The organism is Mangrovibacterium sp. (genome assembly GCF_059905295.1).
In genome coordinates this window covers 1-20,314 of sequence record NZ_JBZQJF010000017.1, presented here as the reverse complement: position 1 = coordinate 20,314, position 20,314 = coordinate 1, and the positions used below count along the sequence as shown (strand labels likewise).

Below are 20,314 nucleotides of genomic sequence, written 5' to 3'. Positions count from 1 at the left end.
TGATTAAAATCAAAAAGAAGGATTGGCCAATTTAACAAGGGACTAGCGTGGAGTTAAAATGAGAGAATATGCTGGTTGTGTGTACGCGAGCTAAGCCCTATACAGGATGAGGAATGGGAAAATTGACCAAGTCCTTTTTTATCTAAATGACAATTAAAGATCGGCATGTTTAAAGGATTATTTTTTACCATTTGTTAAAAAATAATTAGAAAAACTTTCGTATCCGACTCAACGATTGTTGCGTTACTCCAAGATATTCGGCAATATATTTTAGTGGTATTTGTAGCGTAAGTCCAGGAAAGCGCTCAACAAATCGCTGGTAACGCTCTTCACAGGTTCCATTTCTCAAAAAATCTTCACAATAAATAATATTTAGCAAGCTTTGCTCCCGTGTTTTAACATACAAGGAACTTAGTTCGGGAATTTCTTCGATAAGAAAGGTCGCATCAACAGACTTAATCGACAATACCTGGCTCTTAGTTAAAGCCTTAAATGAATATGTCTGGTTGTTTTTCCCCGAATAGTCAACCAGATCAGTAAAGAATTGATCTTCCCGGATGATATGACATAAACAATGATCTCCATTTTCATTAACCGTGTAAATACCAATCACTCCTTCAACAACATAACTTAGCCGGCTGAAATGAGAGACTGACCGCTGCAGAAATTCACCAGCCAGCAAATTAAGTTCCTCTATTTTACGATAGATTTCATTAATCTCAGAATCACTATAAGCACCATACGTCCTGAAGAATGATGCGATTAACTTATAATGCGTCATATCAAATGCAATTTCAGAACATAAGTTACGAATACTTAACTAAAAATAAAAATGATTCTAACTCATTGTTAAACCATAAAACAATCAAACGACACAGATTCGGAGAAAAAAAAACGCTAGTGATCAATTGGAATCGGCATGAGCATCAATAAAAACACAGAGGTCAAACCCAAGACGGATCTGACCTCTATTACTGAACGATAAAAACCCAAACTTAAAAATCGAAAGAGTATCGTAGTTTTACCCCCAAAGCAACAACTTTCATTTTATCAGCGAAGGTGTTTCCTTCAGCCCCCGGAGCCGAGTTAACCACTGAATTAAAAATAAAGTCAGTCGGATTATTTGCGTCATATTCAATCAATGGAGAAACATCAGCACCAGATTTATTGATTTTATTTAATGGAATATCGGCAAAAAAACCAAAGTACAGGTTATTGCCTAATGTCAACTTATGCTTTAATCCCATTTCCAGTAAAAATGAATAACTAGTTTTGGGATCGAGCTCCATCTTTTTAGTCCACTGATCATTCCAACTACCAAATCCCATAAACGTTGGACTTGTCAACAGGGCATCCCACTGCGGATAATAAGCAGAAGTAGTCAGATCCCCTGCCCGACTTTTATATTTCCCAACAACAGGAAAACCAACAGAAATTCCGGCAGAACCGTAAAACAGGAAATTTTCGGATAACAGATCTTCATATTGCAGCCGAATTGGAATATTGATTAACCCAAGGTTCTGACGCTCCTGATAAGAACTAACATTGTACTGAAATTCAAAAGCATCACCTTCCACATCTGTTGTAGCATAAGAATCGCTAAAAGCATCCAAAACCACCTCAGATCGGTAAGACTGGTACTCCAATCCTCCCGAAACACTCCATTTCATATTAAAATAATGGGCATATTGAATTCCCACTCCCATACCAAAACGATTATTATTATCTCCAGCATTTCCCACATCGAAGCTAACTTTAGCAAAAGGCCCTTTCACATAAACTGAAACTTCCGATTCAGGAATCTCCACCTCCTGTGCCTTAAGTCCCAAAGCAGACAACAACGCAATTCCAATTAACAATAATACAAGCTTATACCAGCTCAATCTATATCTATTCATTGCTTTAATTTTTTAATGTTAGACAATTTATTCAATTGAAACCATTCGTTATTTGACGAGAATCTTCGTACTCAAGACAACATCGTCCGCCTTGGTAGTAATAACATAAGTCCCGGAAGCTAACGACCCAGGCAGTACAACCTGGTTACTATTTTTCGCGGTTATCGTTTTCAGAACCGGAGTTCCAAACAGCGTACTTATAGTGAGTGTCATATGCGAAAGCATCTCTTCAGAATAAGTTGTATTTATTTCAAGCGTAGTTCCAGGAGCTGCCGGGTTCGGGTAAACATCGAGTTTAAAAGCAGTCGACTCAAAAGATGCCATGAACTCGCAAGTTCGATAAATATTCCCTGCTGCATCCGTCATTTCGACATAATACATTGCATTAGGATCCAGGGCATTACTGGCACTCTCTCCTGCCGAATAGTATTGGTCCGTACCGATCAACACACCATCCTTATACCATTTATAGCTAACAAATTCGTAACCTCCATTGGCACTCACATTGTTGTTCACCAACAGTACATTATTGAACTTTTCAACAACAATATCGCTATAACTTAAGTAATTGTATTGCTTTTCAATAACAATCTGGTATGTTTCTGATTGTGTTCCATCCTGCGAAGTCATATGAATTATTTGGGTGAAGATACCTGTTCCCAGAGTTGGAATCGTGAACGATTCATTAACATCAGCTATTGCACCAACCTCTTTTGTAAAACTCACATTGACCTGCTGCATATTGTCGTCACAACTCATCACATAGTGAATTGTATTTCCCGGACTAACATAAGTAGTTTCATTAATTGTAATCGCATGAATAGTCGCATCCGAGCTTTCTATGGTCAGAATCCGGACCACCGGATCAGCAGGTAAATAATTATCGTTACCTGGTTGTGAAGCCGTAATTTGAACAACGCCTGAAGTTAGCAAGCTAACATCTCCAGCGGAGCTTACCGTTGCCGGTGCTGTTACCGCATCGTAAGCGTATGTATAGGTCACATCCAGACCGGAACTGGCAGTTGCAGTCAGGGTGAAGTCGCCATCTTCTTCCAGATGCTTGGTCGGGATCTCATCGAAGGTAATGGTTTGAGGAGCTTTATCGATTGTCAAAGTCGCAGTCAATACCAATTCAGGACAGCTTGACACCCCCGGATCAACAGTTGCAGTTACCTGGTAAGTTCCGGCATTCACCTGATCGTTATTCTGATAGCTAACTGATGCCCCCGAGGGTAAGCCCTCAACAGAAAGACTATGCACCGTGCCATCATAGGTGTAACTTGCATCACCTAAACTTACATTAGCAACTGGTGATTCTTCGATGCTCACATTCTGCATTTGGCTAACTGTATTCCCTCCTGCATCAGTAAAAGTCCAGGTTATTACGGTTGTTCCCACTGTATTTATCGGAAAGCTAACATCAGGAATTCCTGTAATTGTACCCATACAATTGTCGGAGGCAGTTGGCGCATCTATATCTTCTTCTGTTACTTCACAGACAGCCATAACATCAGGCAGGCTTGACATATCCAAAACCGGATCAGTCATATCGGTAATCATCACATTTTGGCTTTGGTTTGAAATATTACCACTTTCGTCTTCGAAGCTCCATGTGATGACCGTAGTTCCCTGGACTGTAATCGGGAAGGAAGCATCGTTCGTTACGGCTACCGTTCCACTGCAGTTATCGGTTGCTGTGGGCATTAAAACATCAGATTCAGTAACTTCACACTCAGCAGTTACATCGGGCAGGCTACTTGCATCTGCAACCGGTGGGGTTGTGTCCGAGATAATAATATTCTGAGTTTGTGTGGATGCATTACCATATTGATCTTCATAGGTCCAAGTGATGACCGTTGTTGTGCTAATGGGGAAGGTTGCGTCGTTACTTACAGAAACCGTTCCTCCGCAATTATCGGTTGCAGTTGGAGTAGCGACCTCTCCTGCAGTCACTTCACATTGGCCTTCAATATCCGTCAAACTAGCCATATCTGGTATTGGTCCGGTTGTATCATCAATAACCACATTCTGAGTCTGAGTTGAACGATTTCCGTTCTCATCTTCAAATGTCCATGTGATGACGGTAGTTCCCTGAGCTGTAATCGGGAAGGAAGCGTCGCTAGTCACCGTTACTGTTCCGCCACAATTGTCCGTTGCTGTTGGTGCAGTTACATCGTCAGCAATCACTTCACACTGGGCAGTAATATCGGCCAGACTCTCCACATCCGGAGTTGGAGGTGTTGTATCATCTATAATTACATTCTGTGTTTGAACAGAAGAATTTCCCGAAGCATCAGTAAATGTCCAAGTAATGACTATTGTTCCCTGGCTATTGATCGGGAAAGTAGTATCATTGGTTACCGTTACTGTGCCGCTACAATTATCAGTCGCTGATGGAGCCGTAACATCATCCGCAATTATTTCACATTCAGCAGTAATATCATCCAAGGCCACTGCATCAGGAACCGGTGCGGTCGTATCTTCAATCACCACGTTTTGCGTTTTTGTTGAGGAGTTACCGGCAGCATCGGTAAAAGTCCAGGTAATCACTGTTATTCCCTGACCGGTTATTGGGAAAGTAGCATCGTTGGCAACCGTTACTGTTCCGCCACAATTATCCGTTGCTGTAGGAGCAGTTACGTCACCTTCAAGCACTTCACACTGAGCAGTAATATCATCTAAGGTTACAGCATCAGGAACCGGCGCGGTCGTATCTTCGATCACAACATTTTGCATTTGCGTTGAAGTATTCCCGTTAACATCTTCATAAGTCCAGGTAATCACCGTTGTTCCCTGTGCATTAATCGGGAAGGTAGCATCGTTTGTCACTGTTACTGTTCCACCGCAATTATCAGTTGCCATTGGTGCTGTAACTTCTCCTTCAGTTACTTCACACTGAGCAGTAATATCAGCCAGCGTTTCGGCATCCGGAGTTGGTGCTGTTGTATCTTCAATGATTACGTTTTGTGTTTGTGTTGATGTATTTCCATTGACATCTTCATAGATCCAGGTGATCACCGTTGTTCCCTGTGCATTAATCGGGAAAACAGCATCATTGGTAACCGACACTGTTCCGCCACAATTGTCGGTTGCCGTTGGAGCAGTTACACCATCTGCAGTCACTTCACACTGTGCTGTAATATCAGCCAGTGTTTCGACATCCGGTGTTGGTGGAGTGGTATCATCAATAATTATGTTCTGGGATTGTGTAGATGTATTCCCTTCAGCATCTGCATAGGTCCATTTTATCACCGTTGTTCCCTGTGCATTAATCGGGAAGGTAGCATCATTGGTAACCGTTACTGTTCCGCCACAATTGTCGGATGCTGTTGGTACCGTCAAATCCGCTTCAACTATTTCGCATTGAGCTGTAATATCATCCAAAGAACCAACATCCGCTACCGGAGGGGTTGTATCTTCAATAACGATGTTTTGTGTCTGGGTCGAAGCATTGCCATATTGATCGGCATAGGTCCAAGTGATTACTGTTGTTCCCTGGGCGCTAATCGGGAAAGTAGCATCATTCGTAACCGTTACTGTTCCACCGCAATTGTCAGTTGCAGTTGGTGCGATTACATCATCAGTAGTCACCTCACATTGAGCAGTAACATCGGCTAATGTTTCACTATCTGAAACAGGAGGGGTTGTATCTTCTATAATGACATTTTGTGTTTGTGTAACGGTGTTTCCATTGCCATCATCATAAGTCCAGGTGATCACCGTTGTTCCTTGTGTTGTGACCGGGAAAGTTGCATCAGTGGTTCCGGTAACCGTGCCAACACAATTATCAGTTGCTGTTGGTGCTATAACATCCAAAGCAGTAATTCCACACTGAGCTGTCAAATCTGTCAGAGTCGAATTATCTGGTACCGGAGCAGTGACGTCATTAATAATAACATTCTGAGTCTGGGTTAAAGTATTGCCACCGGCATCTGTATATGACCAGGTGATAACTGTCGTTCCTTGGCCCGTGATCGGAAATGACACATCGGGTACTCCCTCAATTGTACCATAACAATTATCGCTTGCAGTGGGCACCATGAGATCATCCATTGTTACCTGGCACTCCGCTGTAATATCCGGCAAAGTTTCGGCATCCAAAGTCGGATCTGTATTATCGATGACCGTAACTGTTGACTCACAAATATCAACAGCATCATTATTATCAAGTATAATTAATCGAACGGTGACAGGAGTTCCCACATTATCACAAGTAAAATTTTCGATATCGGCAAAAAGCACAAAAGTGCCATCAGGATCATACGAACCATTATCAATATCCTCAGGCGTTATACTGGCTTGTCCATTCGAATCCAGAATAACCGAAATATCCTTACATACGGCAACCGGGGGGAGATTTGGATCCGCTCCTACCCCATTGTTTATCGCACTAGCAGTCAGACTGAGCTGAATTAACAACAGGCCTAATAAAATACCCCATTGATATCCGCCTTGCGGAGGGTATTTCTTCCCCATCAAAATGATTTCACGTAAATTTTTAATCATTGTTTTTAAGTTTTGTGTTCAGTTAACTAGCGTACTTAAGGTAGTAAAGACGAGGAAACCATCATAAAAAACCAAACATGTTATACAACCTATATATTTGATTTACAATGCCTAACAAAAACAAGTATTCTCTCAACCAAACAGACAGCGGGCTCTTCGCACCTCCTAAAAGAAGGCACAAATGCAACCTTTTTATGAAAAATAAACACACTAATGGGCTACAATACCTCTCTAAAACCGAATAAAAAGTTATCCGCGAAACATAAAACACAAAACAACAAGCCAATCAAAGCTCATTTTTAAGCTAATGGATACAATTTCGAAGTAATTTCTTCTTGTAGAAGGAAGGCATATTAAAAAAGAAGTAATCAGGAAAAAAGAAAGTCATTCTACACAAACATCCACTCAAGGGGATAAAAAAAGAGAAGTCAATATCTATTGCTTCTCTTTGGGACGATATAATTCTCGGTGGGTTTCTTCAATCAGATCGACTATCGGAATATTTTCCGGACAGCGTGAAGTGTCAATCATCTTCATATTCTCCGGAGTTGGGAATACACCCGGGAACCAGTGATCTTTTTCCTGAAACATATTGTAGCGATACAATCCAAACTCTTTCATATCGTAACATTTCACCATCATCCTGAAACGCAAAACTTCAGGAATATTGATTCCCGATGGATCATTCAGCATATCATAACCTTCGTAGGAGGCAAACGGATCGAGCAATTTCTGTTCATCCAATCGCAATTTGATATGCTGATCTGCTGCAGTCATGGGAGCAGGTGTTGGAAAAATTCCTTCAAAGGTATCGAAGTCGGACGTTACCGGCAAGCCAAAAGTCAGGGTGTGAATTGCAGTGTGCCCTAAACAAAAGCGGGCATTAAATTGCAAAGGATGCAAAGGAGCTGTCAAATCCATTAACTTTTGCGAGGGCGTTCCCAATTTCCCCCCCTTATCGTTTGGCGAGATAATAAAAACGCCCATATCTTTTGATTCTGCCAAATCAATCGCTCCCTTATTCCTTTGGAAAAAATAATAATAGTGCAGATTGACAAAATCAAACAAGTCTGTTTCAATGGCTTTGATAATAACATCAAGCGGAGCATGAGTACTAAATCCAACATGATGAATCAGTCCTTCTTCTTTCATTTTCAACAATTCCTCAACAGGACCTCCGGGAGCGCAAGCAGTTTCCATCAAATCCATCGTATTAACTCCATGCCAGGCATAAAAATCAAAGTAATCGGTTTTTAATGTTTGGAGTTGTTCCATCACCAGTTCCCGCATTTCTTTGGCGGTCATCTTGGCTCCCTTCGTCATTAGGAAATAAGAGTCTCGTTCCAGTTTCAGGATATCATTCAATACAATACCATAAACAGTTTCACTTTTACCATAGCCATAGGCCGTTTCAATCAGGTTAATTCCCCGAGAAAGTGCTTCCTCTACTGTTTCCTTGCATTGCTCAAGCGTATCCTGTGGTATTTCATGACGAGGTTCTGTCCAACCATGCTTATATCGCATCCCACCCAAAGTAATCACACTTACTTTCTTTTCAGTTTTACCAAAACGACGGTATTCCATCTTCGGTTTATACAAACTCAAATTTTTATAATCCATGAAGTATTCCAGTTTTCAGTAGAAAATCAAAACTAATAAATAGAAACAAGAAGGTCTGCTAAAGGTTGATCGTAAAAAAAATGCTAACAGAATATTAGCATATCAAATTCAAACACGATTTCAACAAATCTCGGACTGCACCGGATTACACAGGGATTAGCTTAGCCCCAATCTTCCGAATTTGGTAATGAAAACGAGGAATAACTGCGATCCCCAGAATAACCAAAACAATAAAAGCACTCATATATAAATAGTAGTCGCGTACAAAAAGCAGGTTATCCTGAACTGCAACTGCCTTTCCCAGCATTTTCATTGCATCGGCATGACTTTGCACTGCTCCGCCTCCACCTTGTTCTATCACTTGTTGGTATTGACCAATGCGTGAAGTAAAAATCGGGTTATCCAGGCGAATCCCCTGTCCAATGCTCTGATAATGGACCTTTTGAAGCCGGAAACCAAGATAAGAAGTCAAAGCCATGCTGCCGGTAAATGTTAACGAACGGTATGCCACGCCCGACACAGAAGCTGAAAATCCCATTTCGGCTGGTACCGAAGTGACGTAAAAGACCACAATTGATAAAATTAGTGTTCCATTCCCAAAGCCTTGTAAAAACTGCGGAATGAGTAAATCCAGAACTTCAGCCTGACTTCCCAAAATGAAAAGGCTATAAATATGAAAAGCCAACAAAGCGGCAAAACCTGTAATCCAAATTAACCGAATATTTCGACCAGCTAAAACAAAGCGGGCAGCCAATAGCGAACCACAGATAATTCCGATTGCATTTATCAAACTTATATACCCCAGGTAGTATGAATCCAAATGAACACTGTTGGCATAAAAACCGTAAAGCAAACTCGTGTCTCCTTTACTGAGGTAAAAAAGAACCAATAGCAACATGCCTATTTTGAAGTTTCTGGTCTTATAAATTCTCAGATCAATATAAGGTTCTTCAAGCTTAAACTGTCGAACAACAAACAGAGTTAATAAAAACAGGCTGGCAATGGCACAAAGTGTAATCCGCATGCTATGGAACCAATGGTAATATTGTCCATAAAGAAGGATATATCCAATCAACAAAAAGGCAGAAGCATAAAGTAAAAAGCTCTCCCAGCGAACCAATTTCAACGGAATCTTACCATTGCGGCTCAGATCGATATCACTTTTCAAGATACAAAACATAAGAATAATGCCAGGGATTGCTGAAAAAATTTCAATCAGAAAAAGTACGTTAAAATTGTATTTGGAAAAAACATAGGCATCTAATAACTGAGCCAATGGTGCCGAAGAAAACAAAGCGGCATACATGGTTGCATAGCCCATTACCCGGCTTCGCTGCTCGTGAAACTGACGGAACACCAGCGAAAATATGGTCCCAATAATCCCCAATGACATCATGCCTCCAATAAACCGGAACACTAGTAGCACCGCAAAACTATGACTAAAATAAAGGACCAGATTGATTAGCACATAAATAATGCAACAAGCTATGAAATAGGGTTTTGAAGCGAAAAAATTGAAAAAACGAGCTTCCAGTGGAAAGGATGTGGCAATTGCAAGGTAGTAGATCACAACCGAATAACGAATATCAATTGAATCAACACCGTAGAAACTGGCAGCACTTTTTACCCCTCCAAGATAAACGCCCAAAACTAAGGCGATAGGAATTAGCATTATGAAAATACTAACCAAAATGAGCCAGTAAGGAACCCAACTTTTAAATATATGCTTATTCTTATCGTTTGGCATAACCGCTATTTAGCTATAGACACTTCAGCATTCATCCCGGCACGTAAGTTTTTCAATGCCGCTCTGTCACCTGTAAATCGAATTTTAATTGGAAAGCGCTGCGTGATTTTCACAAAGTTACCGGTAGCATTATCGGTGGGCAACAACGAAAACTGGGCTCCTGTTGCTGGTGACATCGACTCGATTTCTCCTGAGAATGTTTCATCCGGGTAGGCATCAATGCTAATCTTCGCCGCTTGTCCCTCATGCATCTTTGCAATTTGTGTTTCTTCAAAATTGGCCACAATCCATTTCCCTTGGGTTTTGTCAACCATTTGTCCAATCGTTTGTCCCTTTTGAATGTATTGCCCTTCCTGAATCGTTTTACTCCCCATATATCCATCGGAGGGAGCAGTGATTACCGCGTATTTAAGATCGAGTTTAATGCGCTCAACTGCTGCTTTGCGCTGTTCAATATCGGCCTCTGCAACGGCAATTTGAGCATTCACATCCTTGGTTTTATTCAGAGAAACACCAAAAGCATTCTTTATGGCTTCATAATTCGATTCTGCAACTTTCAGCCGTGTTTCCACCGCCTCAAACTGTTGACGGGTAACTGCCTCGGTCTTCAACAAATTCTGATAGCGTTCAAATTCTTTTTGTTGTTGCCACAGCTGTGCTTCAGCGGCAGCTATTTTAGCCTGATCAACGGTTGCACTTGTCGAAGCCGTTTTAACATTACTCTGTAAAACCAATAATTGAGCTTCGGCTGTAGCCAAAGCCGCTTTTGCCTGCTGCAACTGAACAACTGCCTCATCTACATCAAGTATTAGCAGCGTGTCTCCTTTATGTATATTCTGATGATCAGTATACCGGATCTCCTGTACGTACCCTGAGGCTCGGCTTAGAATCGGGTTAATATATTCTTTAACTTGAGCATCGTTTGTGTATTCATACCGACAAAAGTTGAAAAACGAATAACCGCCCCAAACAACTAGGACCAGCAAAATACCTAACGCAACGCTATAAGTCACTTTTACTGCGACATGGTCTATCTTTTCGTAAGTTTTTAATTTTTCACTCATTATAACTGGCCTGTTATTTTTAATATTTGATAGTAATGCAACCGAGCAGATATCTGCTTGTTAACCAGATTAAATTTAGCCTGCAGCAACTGTGTATCTGCAGTCAGTAAGTCGGTCATCAGTGTTAGTTGGTTAAAATAGGTTTGGCTAACAATTCTATAATTTTCTTCTGCCTGGCGAATATTCATTGCGGCAACATCAATCTGTACCAAATCTTCGTGTAATTTTTTATAGGCTGATTTTAAGTGAATTCTCAATTGATCATCAGCCTGTAATTTGGCAAGTTCCTGCCTGGCTACAGAGATGGCTGCCGCCCTCTCTTTATGCTTATCGTGATACAAAGCAGAGATATTGTACGAAATCTTCAACCCGGCAATCCCCATCAAATAAGGTGCCTCGGCATAGGGATATAATTTGATTTGCGGATACGAATATGTGTACTCTCCGAAAAGCCCGATTTTAGGTAGTTTATCGGATTTTATTTGTTTTTCGCTCAACTTGGTCAGGTCTATTTGGGTTTGAGCGATTTTCTCCAAAGGGGAGGATAGCATAGCCTGTTGAAGGTAGTCGGCATAAAGTAGTTTTTCACGAGCGACATCACCTTCAATGCTATCGGTCGGTTTAATTAGTTGTTCATCCTCATTACCTATCAGAATATTAAGTTGCTGTGTAGATAGCTCCAAATTATTCTCTATAGTCAACAAGTTGGTTTCTTGTTGCGATAACTGCAACTGAGCTCGCAGCAAATCACTCTTCAGAACGACCCCGTTATTATACAGGTCTGTAATTTGCGCCAGCCGCCTTTTGTTTTGAAGGATGTTCTGTTCAATCAATTTTTTAAACGACAAGGAACGCTGAAGCTCCAAATAACTTTCAGCAACCTTATATCTCACTTCAGCGGCCGTTTCGGCCTGAAGGTAGCCCATCAGGGTTTGTTTCGTCTCGGCCTGCTGAACCTGAACTTTTACCTTATGACCGGCATACAGATTGAAATAAGCATCAATCCCGGCATCATATACACTATGATCGTTTATCGGAATATACTCCGGGGATTTCAAAATCCCGTTCTCAAACACCGGAATATTGCTTAGCTTTCCATAACTGGCACTAGCCTCAACGTGTGGTAGTCTTTCTCGTTTTGCATTAAGTATCTCTTCGTCGCCAATCTGAATATCAACATTCTTCAGTTTCAACTCCTTACTGTAGGCATTTGCTCTTTCCCAAGCTTCTTCTAAACTCAGCTGTAAACTGTCCCCAACTGCATCCATAGCACGAACTGACTGACAAACAGCAAAAAACAACAGAAGAAGCACAATAATCTTTGTCTTCATTTATACCTTTAGAAATTCAGCTGCAAATTTCCGGCTTATTCTTCAGTCTTGTTTTCAATACATGGACAAATATTTTATAATTTGCGCCAATAAAAGCAATAAACATGTCCATACTTGAGAATTTAGTAGGTGCCGTAAACAGAAAGCATGAGGTTTTTTACGTTCTCCATTCGAAGCTTGAAGAAACACTCCCGATACACAGCCACGACAAACACCAGATGTGTTATGTTGAAGGAGGGGTAGCTTTTCTAAACACACCCGACAAATCATACTTTCTACCTGCTCGACATTTCCTTTGGATTCCGGCAGGTATACCGCATAACATTATCTCACGTACGTCGGCGAAAATGGTTTACAATTTCTACTTCCCGGCCAGTCTGTTCCCGGAAGACCATCATGTTCGCGAACGGGAGGGCATCTACCCGGTAACCAATTTGCTTATGGAAATGATTTATTATACCGAAAGCTGGCGTGGAGAGATCGGCGCAGACAAAACGTCAGCCTATGAATTTTTGGTTGCCATGAAAAATGTAATCCTTGATGTAACAGACGCACCTTTACCCATTGCCCTACCAACAACGAAAAATGAAGACTTAAGAGACATCCTGAAATACATTCATCATAATATTCACCAGCCTCTTTCTCTGGAACAGGTCGCCTCCCAATTTGGATACAGCTCACGAACGCTTTCACGTCTTTTTCAAAAAAACATCGATACTTCCTTCCTCCAATACGTCAAGCTTACCCGAATTATAAGAAGCATGGAAGAGCTTTTACAAACAAACTTGTCGATTACCGAAATTGCATACAATGCAGGATATAACAGTCTATCGGCTTTTAGCTACACCTTTCAACAGATCGTCCATAAATCGCCGGCTGAATTCAGAAAGCAAAATACCTAGCATCACTTTTTCTTTAAACAGAAAACCTACCTGATTCCAGGGAATCAGATGCTCCTACAGGGGAGCATTTGCCTTGGTTCGAGGGTCCAAATGCACTCTCCGAGGGTGCGCCGATCACCCTTAAGGGTGCCCTTGCCCTACCTCGAGGGGGCTCTGAGCACCTTAAAGGGTGCCCTTGCCCTACCTTGAGGGTGCTCTGAGCACCTTAAAGGGAGCCTTTACCCTACCTCGAGGGTGCCCGGAGCACCTTAAAAGGTGACTTTGCCCTGGTTCGAGGCAGCAAAATGCACCCCGGAGGGTGCCCTTGCCCTGGTCGAAATGCGGCTTTGCCCTACCTCGAGATTACACCGGGCACCCCCAATCGTAACACACCATAAAAAAAGAGGACAAATTGCCCTCTTACCAATGATTGCTATAATAAATTGCGTTTAAGCCAGCAATGCTTTTACCTTATCGGCAATATCTTTACCATCTGCTTTTCCGGCCAATTCTTTCGAAGCAAGCCCCATTACTTTTCCCATATCTTTCATCGACGAAGCGCCGGCTTTTGAAATAATAGCTTGCACGGCTGCACTTAGCTCCTCGTCGGTCAACTTTTTGGGTAAGTACTCTTCAAAAACAGCAACCTGAACCAATTCTTCAGAAGCCAGATCTTCACGTCCTTGTTCTTTATACAAGTTTGCTGAGTCTGTTCCTTGTTTTGCCAGTTTTTGGATAATCTTCACAACTTCCGTATCCTCCAACTCGTGCGAAGCAGAAGCTGTTTTTGCTTCAATCAACATTTTTTTCACATTACGTAAAGCTCCGGTTTTCTCTTTATCGCGGGCTTTCATTGCTGCTGTCAGGTCAGCATTTATTTGATCAAATAAACTCATCGTTTACAATTTTAAAATTCGATCCTCAAAGTTTTCAAAAAAATGAAGGCTATCCAAATATAAGATCAAGTTTCATGTCCAAAGTTACAAATTCCAAGGCTCAACATTTAGATACACCGAGCCATGTTTGTCAGTCTACATTATCGTGCAAGAACGAGTTATTATCCCGAAGGAAGGTTTTATTCTCATCGTCCTGGGATAAAGAGAAGCGCGACATTTTATTCTGAAACTTTCCTTTATTATTCTCAATTTTCACATTCTTACGACGATAGGCCGGAATATTTTCCAACTTATCAACAAAATCATCGTCCGAACTTGAAAAATCAATTTTCACCGAATAGTCTTCGTCCGGTGTTGGTTGCGGATGATTATAAAGCATATCAAACTCATCCTTTTTCGGATAATCAATCTCAAACTCGATCATACTTTGGTTCGAAGCTTTTTTATCTTCACCGGATTTTGCTTTAAAGGCTTGTGGGCGGGGAATACCACCAAACTGGTCACTTTCATTTTCGCCCAACGAATGGTAAGTTTTCTCAACTTTCTGAGCGGCCATCATTTCGGGAATGCTACTCATACTAAATCCTGTTGCGATAACAGTTACCGAGATTTCTTCTCCCATCTCTTCATCCAGTCCGTTACCCCAAATCAGGTCGGCTTCGTGGCCTGCTTTTGCCTGAATATAGTCGGTAATCTGACCAATTTCATCCATTGTTACTTCTTCCAGACCTGAAGTAATATTCAGCAAAATATTTTGAGCACCACGAATATCATTATTATTCAGCAAAGGAGAGTTCAATGCTTCTTCCACTGCTTTTAAAGCACGGTCTTCACCGGATGCCCTAGCAGATCCCATCAAAGCAACACCGCTTTTACGCATCACCGTTTCAACATCGGCAAAGTCAACATTAATATAGCCTGGAACAGTAATGATCTCGGCAATCCCTTTGGCTGCTGTTGCCAATACATTATCTGCCTTTGCAAAAGCTTCCGAAATTTTAAAATCGCCGTACATCTCGCGAATTCGTTCGTTATTAATAACCAGTAACGAATCAACATGCTCCTGCATCTCGCTGATGCCGTCAATCGCTTGTTTAATACGCCGACGACCTTCGTTGCGGAAAGGAATCGTTACGATCCCCACCGTAAGTATATTTAATTCGCGACAAGCCTGCGCAATAACCGGAGCGGCACCAGTACCGGTACCACCACCCATTCCGGCAGTAATAAAGACCATCTTAGTTTCCTGCTCAATCGCTTGTTTGACGTCGTTAATATTTTCGACGGCTGCTTCCCGACCAATATCAGGTTTGTTTCCGGCACCACGACCTTCGGTTAGCGAAGCTCCCAGCTGCACTTTCATCGGGATAGGGCTGTTACGCAAAGCTTGCGCATCGGTATTACAAACCATGAAACCCACATCCTTAATCCCCTGGTGATACATATGATTAACCGCATTACCACCACCACCGCCAACACCAATTACTTTGATGATGCTCCCGGAAGATTTTTCCAAATCGAAATTCATTATATCGTCAGCCATAACGTGTTCTTTTTCTTAGTTGTTTTCTGTCATTGATTCATCCTGATCGTCGAATAAACGGTTGAACTGCCGCTTAAACCAATTGTCGGTAGTTGCTTCCACGTTTTCGTTGACCAGTTCCCCGGCTGAGCTTTTCTTCCGGGTAGTTGTGCCAGACCTTTTCTGCGTGCTACGTCCTCTAGTCACCTGTGGCTCAGGTCGTAGTTCAAAGACGGTCCCTTCGTAGTTTTCTTCATCCAGATTGATATCAGGAATATCTTCCGTATTTAGGGCATGTTTCTCCACCTTGGGTTTTTCCTGCAACAACTCACTCGGATTTTTATCAAAGCGGGTAGCAGCAATGGTAACACTCACCCGACTACCAAGACTGGCATCAGTCCCATTCCCCCAGATGATGTTTGCCTCCTGCCCTGCACGATCCTGCAGAAACTCAATAATATCACCTATTTCGCCCATTTTTATTTCGTCGTCACCTGAAATAATATTCAGCAAAATATCTTTCGTTCCGCTGATATCGTTACTATCCAACAGCGGCGATTCGAGTGCCTCGAGAACAGCTTTCATTGCCCGGTCTTCACCTTCAGCATAACCTGTTCCCATGATGAACACTTTACTATCAGCCATCACGGTGTGCACATCGGCAAAGTCGATGTTGATCTGACCATGCACAGTAATAATTTCAGCCACACCTTTTACAGCCCCGGTGATGACATCGTCAGCCATTTTAAAAGCTTTTGATGCCGGAAGGTCGCCGTAAATTTTATGTAGCTTATCATTGCTGATGACCAACATGCTATCAACCTGTTCTTTCATTTGGTCGATACCAGCTTTAGCTTGCTCAAAGCGGCGTTTACCTTCTGCCGGTGAAGGGGCTGTGACAACCGCAATGGTTAGTATTCCCATTTCGCGTGCCAGTTCAGCAATTACAGGAGCTGCACCGGTTCCGGTTCCGCCTCCCATGCCTGCTGTAATAAACAGCATCTTCGTATTTCCCTCAAGTACATGGCGAATATCATCCATATTTTCAATGGCGGCCTGTTTCCCGTGTTCGGGCTGGTTACCGGCACCACGACCTTCGGTAAGGGTTACACCAAGTTGAATTTTTACAGGCACAGGACTTTGAGCCATCGCTTGTGCGTCGGTATTGCAAATTACAAAGTCAACACCATGAATACCTTGGGCAAACATGTGGTTGACAGCATTACAGCCAGCTCCACCCACACCCAAAACTTTAATAATTGATGATTGTGCTTTTTCTAATCCAAATTCAATCATGTCCTCTATCATAAGCGAGGATTTTTTCGAGTTTACATATCCGCGGGACTGTCAGAAACAGGTCCCTTACCTTTCGAATCTAATCAACAAATAGCGATAGTAGCAACCTGCCTGTCGACAGGCTTTTCGGATCCTATTTCATTTCGATGCCCTGCTCGTCATTGAAAAACATATCCATCTGACGAGCTACACCTTCTTTAACTGATTTCAGAAAGCCAAACGAACTTGACTTCGTTTTTGCCGGTTTCTTCTTCGTTATCCGTTCTTTTTGACCATCATTCTGAAGTTCCTTCAATCCCATTTTCAGCAAACCTAAAACAGTTGCAAAACGAGGATCTTCGAGTCCTTTCCAGGTTTTATCGGTCTTCAACCGGGGAATGCCTAAACGAACATCCATACCCGTTTGATACTTTAATAACTGATTAAGATTGGGCAACAAGGCTGTTCCGCCTGTTAGAACGATACCGGCTCCAATTCGATCGCCAAAACCAGACTTTTCAATATGAAAGTTTACACTTTCAATAATTTCCTCCAGACGAGCCTGAATGATGTACGCCAAGTTTTTAAAACTAATTTCTTTGGGAGCCCAACCGGATTGTGAAGGAATGGTTACCACCCGGTCTTCAGGAGCAAAATCCCCCATCGCCTGACCATATTGCGTTTTCAATTGCTCTGCCTGAACAGCACCAATTGAGCAACCTTCTTTAATATCATGCGTCAGAACATGACCTCCAAACGGAATTAGAGTTGAATAGCGTAGTATCCCTTCGTGAAAAATGGCCAATTTCGTGGTACCGCCACCAACATCCAGCAAAATAACTCCGGTTTCCTTTTCTTCTTCAGTCAATAGGATTTCAGAAGAAGCCAAGGGGTCGATCACGGCATCTTTCACGGTAATCCCGGTTTGCTGAACACCCTGTCTTAAATTAGCCTCGTAAGCCTCAGGCGCTACCAGAAGTTTAAACTCAACCTCTAAATGTTCAGCTTTCATTCCAATTGGATCAGGACATTCACCTTCCTGGTCAACCTGAAACAATTGAGGCTCGACATGGTAAATTCGATAACCTTCGGGTAGTTCAACACTTCGAACCTTCTGAATCAGGAAATCGACATCTGCCTCGGTTACCAAATGATCTTTATCGATGTATTTTTCGGTCTTTACGCTATATGTTTTGAGTTGCTGCCCAACGATATTGACATACACTTCATCGACTTCGGTTCCCATTTGTTCCTCTGCCACACGAAGCGATTGATCTACCGCCCGACTAACTTCTTCAATATTCATGACAACGCCCCGACGCACTCCTGCTGAGGGGGACGTACCAACGCCGAGAATCTCAACCTTACCGTCCTCATTTAAATGTCCGGCAACAACTACGACTTTCGTAGAACCGATATCTACTGCTGCAACTATTTTTTTGCTCTTGGCCATAAGCTTAAATTTTAGTTTGCGTCCTTTTTCAACATTCGCAGTGGCTCCCAATGCATATTAACGCTTGGTACAAACCACCTGATCTTTATATTTTAAACTAATTGTTTTGTATTTATCCCAGCCCCAACGATTAAATGCTTGTTCGTACAAGGCTTTCAAATTCCGGAATTTTTCCCGGTAATGGTCGGGTTCTCCAAATTCAATCAATTGGTCACCCACCAAAGGCACCATTGACAATTCACCTGATGCATTCACATCAATTTGCTTAATCTGAACCCTCCAAAAATCATCCTGATCTATAAATTCAACCAGAGGAATCAGATTTTTACGGACAAACTGTTCATCGGCTTTACCGGTTACCAGCATCACATGAGCTGTAAATTTCGGGTTCGCAGGAATAACGACTCCCTCCTCATCCATATAATAATCTGTTTGCCCTTCCCAAACCCGTAGCAAAGGCTCACGCTGCATCACTTCAACAATCAAATCTCCTTTAAAATCCATCCGGTCACCCGAAATGTGTCTGTAAACCTCCACATTTTTGATAGCGGGAACTCTCATCAACTTTGCTTCCAGTACATTTGCATTCAGTTCATCCAGCTTCTTTTCGAACAACTTAGGATCTACATTTTTTACCAACCTGCTAACTTCTGCTTCATCAATAAAACGAGGCGAATTATCAGGTATTACTACAGTTAGCTCGTCGCAGTTCACCTGAGACAAGCTTTCCGAAGAAAAAGCAAGCGTCATAATCGCCAGAATTCCTCCGCCTACGATCAATCCTATTTGCAGAATTCGCTTAAACATTTGCCTTTCCTTTTAAGATTTGAGCAATAGGTTCAACCAACAAATCAATATCTCCTGCTCCCATCATCAGAATTACTCCGGGCTTAAAATCAACAGCTTGTTTAATAAGCTCATCTTTTGTTACCAGGTGTTTTTCGTCTAATGCTACCTGATCCAGGATCATCGTCGCATTTACGCCTGCGATTGGCTTTTCGCGAGCCGGATAGATATCCAGCAAATAAAGTTCATCCAACTGACTTAACTGTGCTGCGAACTCAGGAGCAAAATCTTTCGTTCGACTGTACAAATGAGGTTGAAAAACCCCAATCACCCAGCGATCGGCAAACATGGCTTTCACCGAGCTGATCGTTGCCTTTAATTCCTCCGGATGATGCGCATAGTCATCAATTAGAATATAATCGTTCGAGCGATGTCGAATATCGAAGCGACGTTTAACACCCTGATAAGTCGCCACCGCTGCTTTTATCTCATCCTCTGTTGCTCCGGCCAGCAATGCCAGCGCCGATGCTGCCACCACATTTTCAACATTCAGCAAGCCCGGGTAATTCAACTGAATTCCCTGAATACTACCTTCCGGGTGTTTCAAGTCGAAATGGTAGGCTTCATCTTTCAACTCAATATTGGCTGCACAAAAATCTGCATCTTCACTCAATGAATAACTGAAATGCTGAACTGCCGGATTTTCTGCTTCACTAATCGGTAAACCCTTTTTCACAACGACAGCCCCACCTTCGCGCACCTGACCAACGAACTCACGGAAGGATTTCATGATCGATGCATGATCACCATAAATATCCAAATGATCGGCATCCATCGATGTTACCACCGCATAATTCGGATGCAACTGCAGGAAAGAACGATCAAATTCATCGGCTTCTGCCACGAACCATTCACTCTTCGCTGAAAGCAAAAGATTAGTTTGATAGTTCTTTGATATCCCTCCCAGGAAAGCCGAACAGTCCAAAGTTGAACTTTTCAGGATATGAGCCGTCATGGTGGAAACAGTGGTTTTACCATGTGTACCTGCAACCGCACAAGTTTTACCGTTATCGCAGATCATTCCCAATACCTGGGAGCGCTTGCGAATGGGAAAGCCATTACTTTCCAGGTATATTCGTTCCGCCAAGTCTCCCGGAACAGCAGGTGTTAACACCACCAAACAAGTTTCTTTATGCAGCGTGGACATCAGCATCTGCGGCTGATCGGAATAATGCACTGCAATCCCTTCCGCCACCAAAGCTTTGGTCAACTCGGTTTCGGTACGGTCGTAACCGGATACAGCAAAACCGGCATGCTTAAACCAGCGAGCCAGCG

At 42.3% G+C, this 20,314-nt stretch carries 14 protein-coding genes; 1 reads left to right on the top strand and 13 read right to left on the bottom strand.

The features are described 5' to 3' along the window. Positions 1-205 precede the first annotated feature (205 nt). The 7 genes from AC37HE_RS00780 to AC37HE_RS00750 all read right to left on the bottom strand — a co-directional run bounded on the left by AC37HE_RS00780 (position 206) and on the right by AC37HE_RS00750 (position 12,166). A complete protein-coding gene (locus AC37HE_RS00780; protein ID WP_500780862.1) occupies positions 206-781 on the bottom strand; it encodes a Crp/Fnr family transcriptional regulator in 576 nt (191 codons plus the stop codon). A gap of 214 nt (positions 782-995) precedes the next feature. Beyond that, on the bottom strand, positions 996-1,898 hold the full coding sequence (locus tag AC37HE_RS00775; RefSeq protein WP_500780861.1) for an outer membrane beta-barrel protein: 903 nt from the start codon (positions 1,896-1,898) through the stop codon (positions 996-998). 48 nt (positions 1,899-1,946) lie between these two features. Next, complete coding sequence (locus tag AC37HE_RS00770) at positions 1,947-6,404, bottom strand: HYR-like domain-containing protein (protein WP_500780860.1); 4,458 nt, start codon at positions 6,402-6,404, stop codon at positions 1,947-1,949. A gap of 435 nt (positions 6,405-6,839) precedes the next feature. Continuing rightward, on the bottom strand, positions 6,840-8,024 hold the full coding sequence (locus AC37HE_RS00765; RefSeq protein WP_500780859.1) for an aldo/keto reductase: 1,185 nt from the start codon (positions 8,022-8,024) through the stop codon (positions 6,840-6,842). 145 nt (positions 8,025-8,169) lie between these two features. Continuing rightward, positions 8,170-9,771, bottom strand: a complete 1,602-nt coding sequence (locus AC37HE_RS00760) for an MFS transporter (RefSeq protein ID WP_500780858.1) — start codon at positions 9,769-9,771, stop codon at positions 8,170-8,172. A gap of 5 nt (positions 9,772-9,776) precedes the next feature. Further along, a complete protein-coding gene (locus AC37HE_RS00755) occupies positions 9,777-10,835 on the bottom strand; it encodes an HlyD family secretion protein (RefSeq protein WP_500780857.1) in 1,059 nt (352 codons plus the stop codon). After that, on the bottom strand, positions 10,835-12,166 hold the full coding sequence (locus tag AC37HE_RS00750; RefSeq protein ID WP_500780856.1) for a TolC family protein: 1,332 nt from the start codon (positions 12,164-12,166) through the stop codon (positions 10,835-10,837). Before AC37HE_RS00750 ends, AC37HE_RS00755 begins: the two co-directional genes overlap by 1 nt. 104 nt (positions 12,167-12,270) lie before the next feature. On the opposite strand from AC37HE_RS00750, the gene AC37HE_RS00745 reads away from it, so the two are divergent. Then, on the top strand, positions 12,271-13,068 hold the full coding sequence (locus tag AC37HE_RS00745) for a helix-turn-helix transcriptional regulator (protein ID WP_500780855.1): 798 nt from the start codon (positions 12,271-12,273) through the stop codon (positions 13,066-13,068). A 428-nt stretch (positions 13,069-13,496) separates the two neighbouring features. Here AC37HE_RS00745 and AC37HE_RS00740 read toward each other — a convergent pair whose 3' ends face one another. The 6 genes from AC37HE_RS00740 to murC all read right to left on the bottom strand — a co-directional run. Further along, on the bottom strand, positions 13,497-13,943 hold the full coding sequence (locus tag AC37HE_RS00740; protein WP_500780854.1) for a GatB/YqeY domain-containing protein: 447 nt from the start codon (positions 13,941-13,943) through the stop codon (positions 13,497-13,499). A 130-nt stretch (positions 13,944-14,073) separates the two neighbouring features. Further along, entirely contained in the window at positions 14,074-15,486 is a 1,413-nt protein-coding gene (gene ftsZ / locus AC37HE_RS00735; RefSeq protein WP_500780853.1) for a cell division protein FtsZ, read from the bottom strand. A gap of 15 nt (positions 15,487-15,501) precedes the next feature. Beyond that, positions 15,502-16,773, bottom strand: a complete 1,272-nt coding sequence (gene ftsZ, locus AC37HE_RS00730; RefSeq protein ID WP_500780852.1) for a cell division protein FtsZ — start codon at positions 16,771-16,773, stop codon at positions 15,502-15,504. Positions 16,774-16,894: 121 nt separating this feature from the next. After that, positions 16,895-18,193, bottom strand: a complete 1,299-nt coding sequence (gene ftsA, locus AC37HE_RS00725; RefSeq protein ID WP_500780851.1) for a cell division protein FtsA — start codon at positions 18,191-18,193, stop codon at positions 16,895-16,897. A gap of 57 nt (positions 18,194-18,250) precedes the next feature. Further along, positions 18,251-19,000 (bottom strand): cell division protein FtsQ/DivIB, encoded by a 750-nt coding sequence (locus AC37HE_RS00720; RefSeq protein WP_500780850.1) that lies wholly within the window; start codon positions 18,998-19,000, stop codon positions 18,251-18,253. Next, positions 18,993-20,314: UDP-N-acetylmuramate--L-alanine ligase (gene murC / locus AC37HE_RS00715; protein ID WP_500780849.1), on the bottom strand; the 1,322-nt coding region annotated here is incomplete at its 5' end. The genes AC37HE_RS00720 and murC, both read right to left, overlap by 8 nt.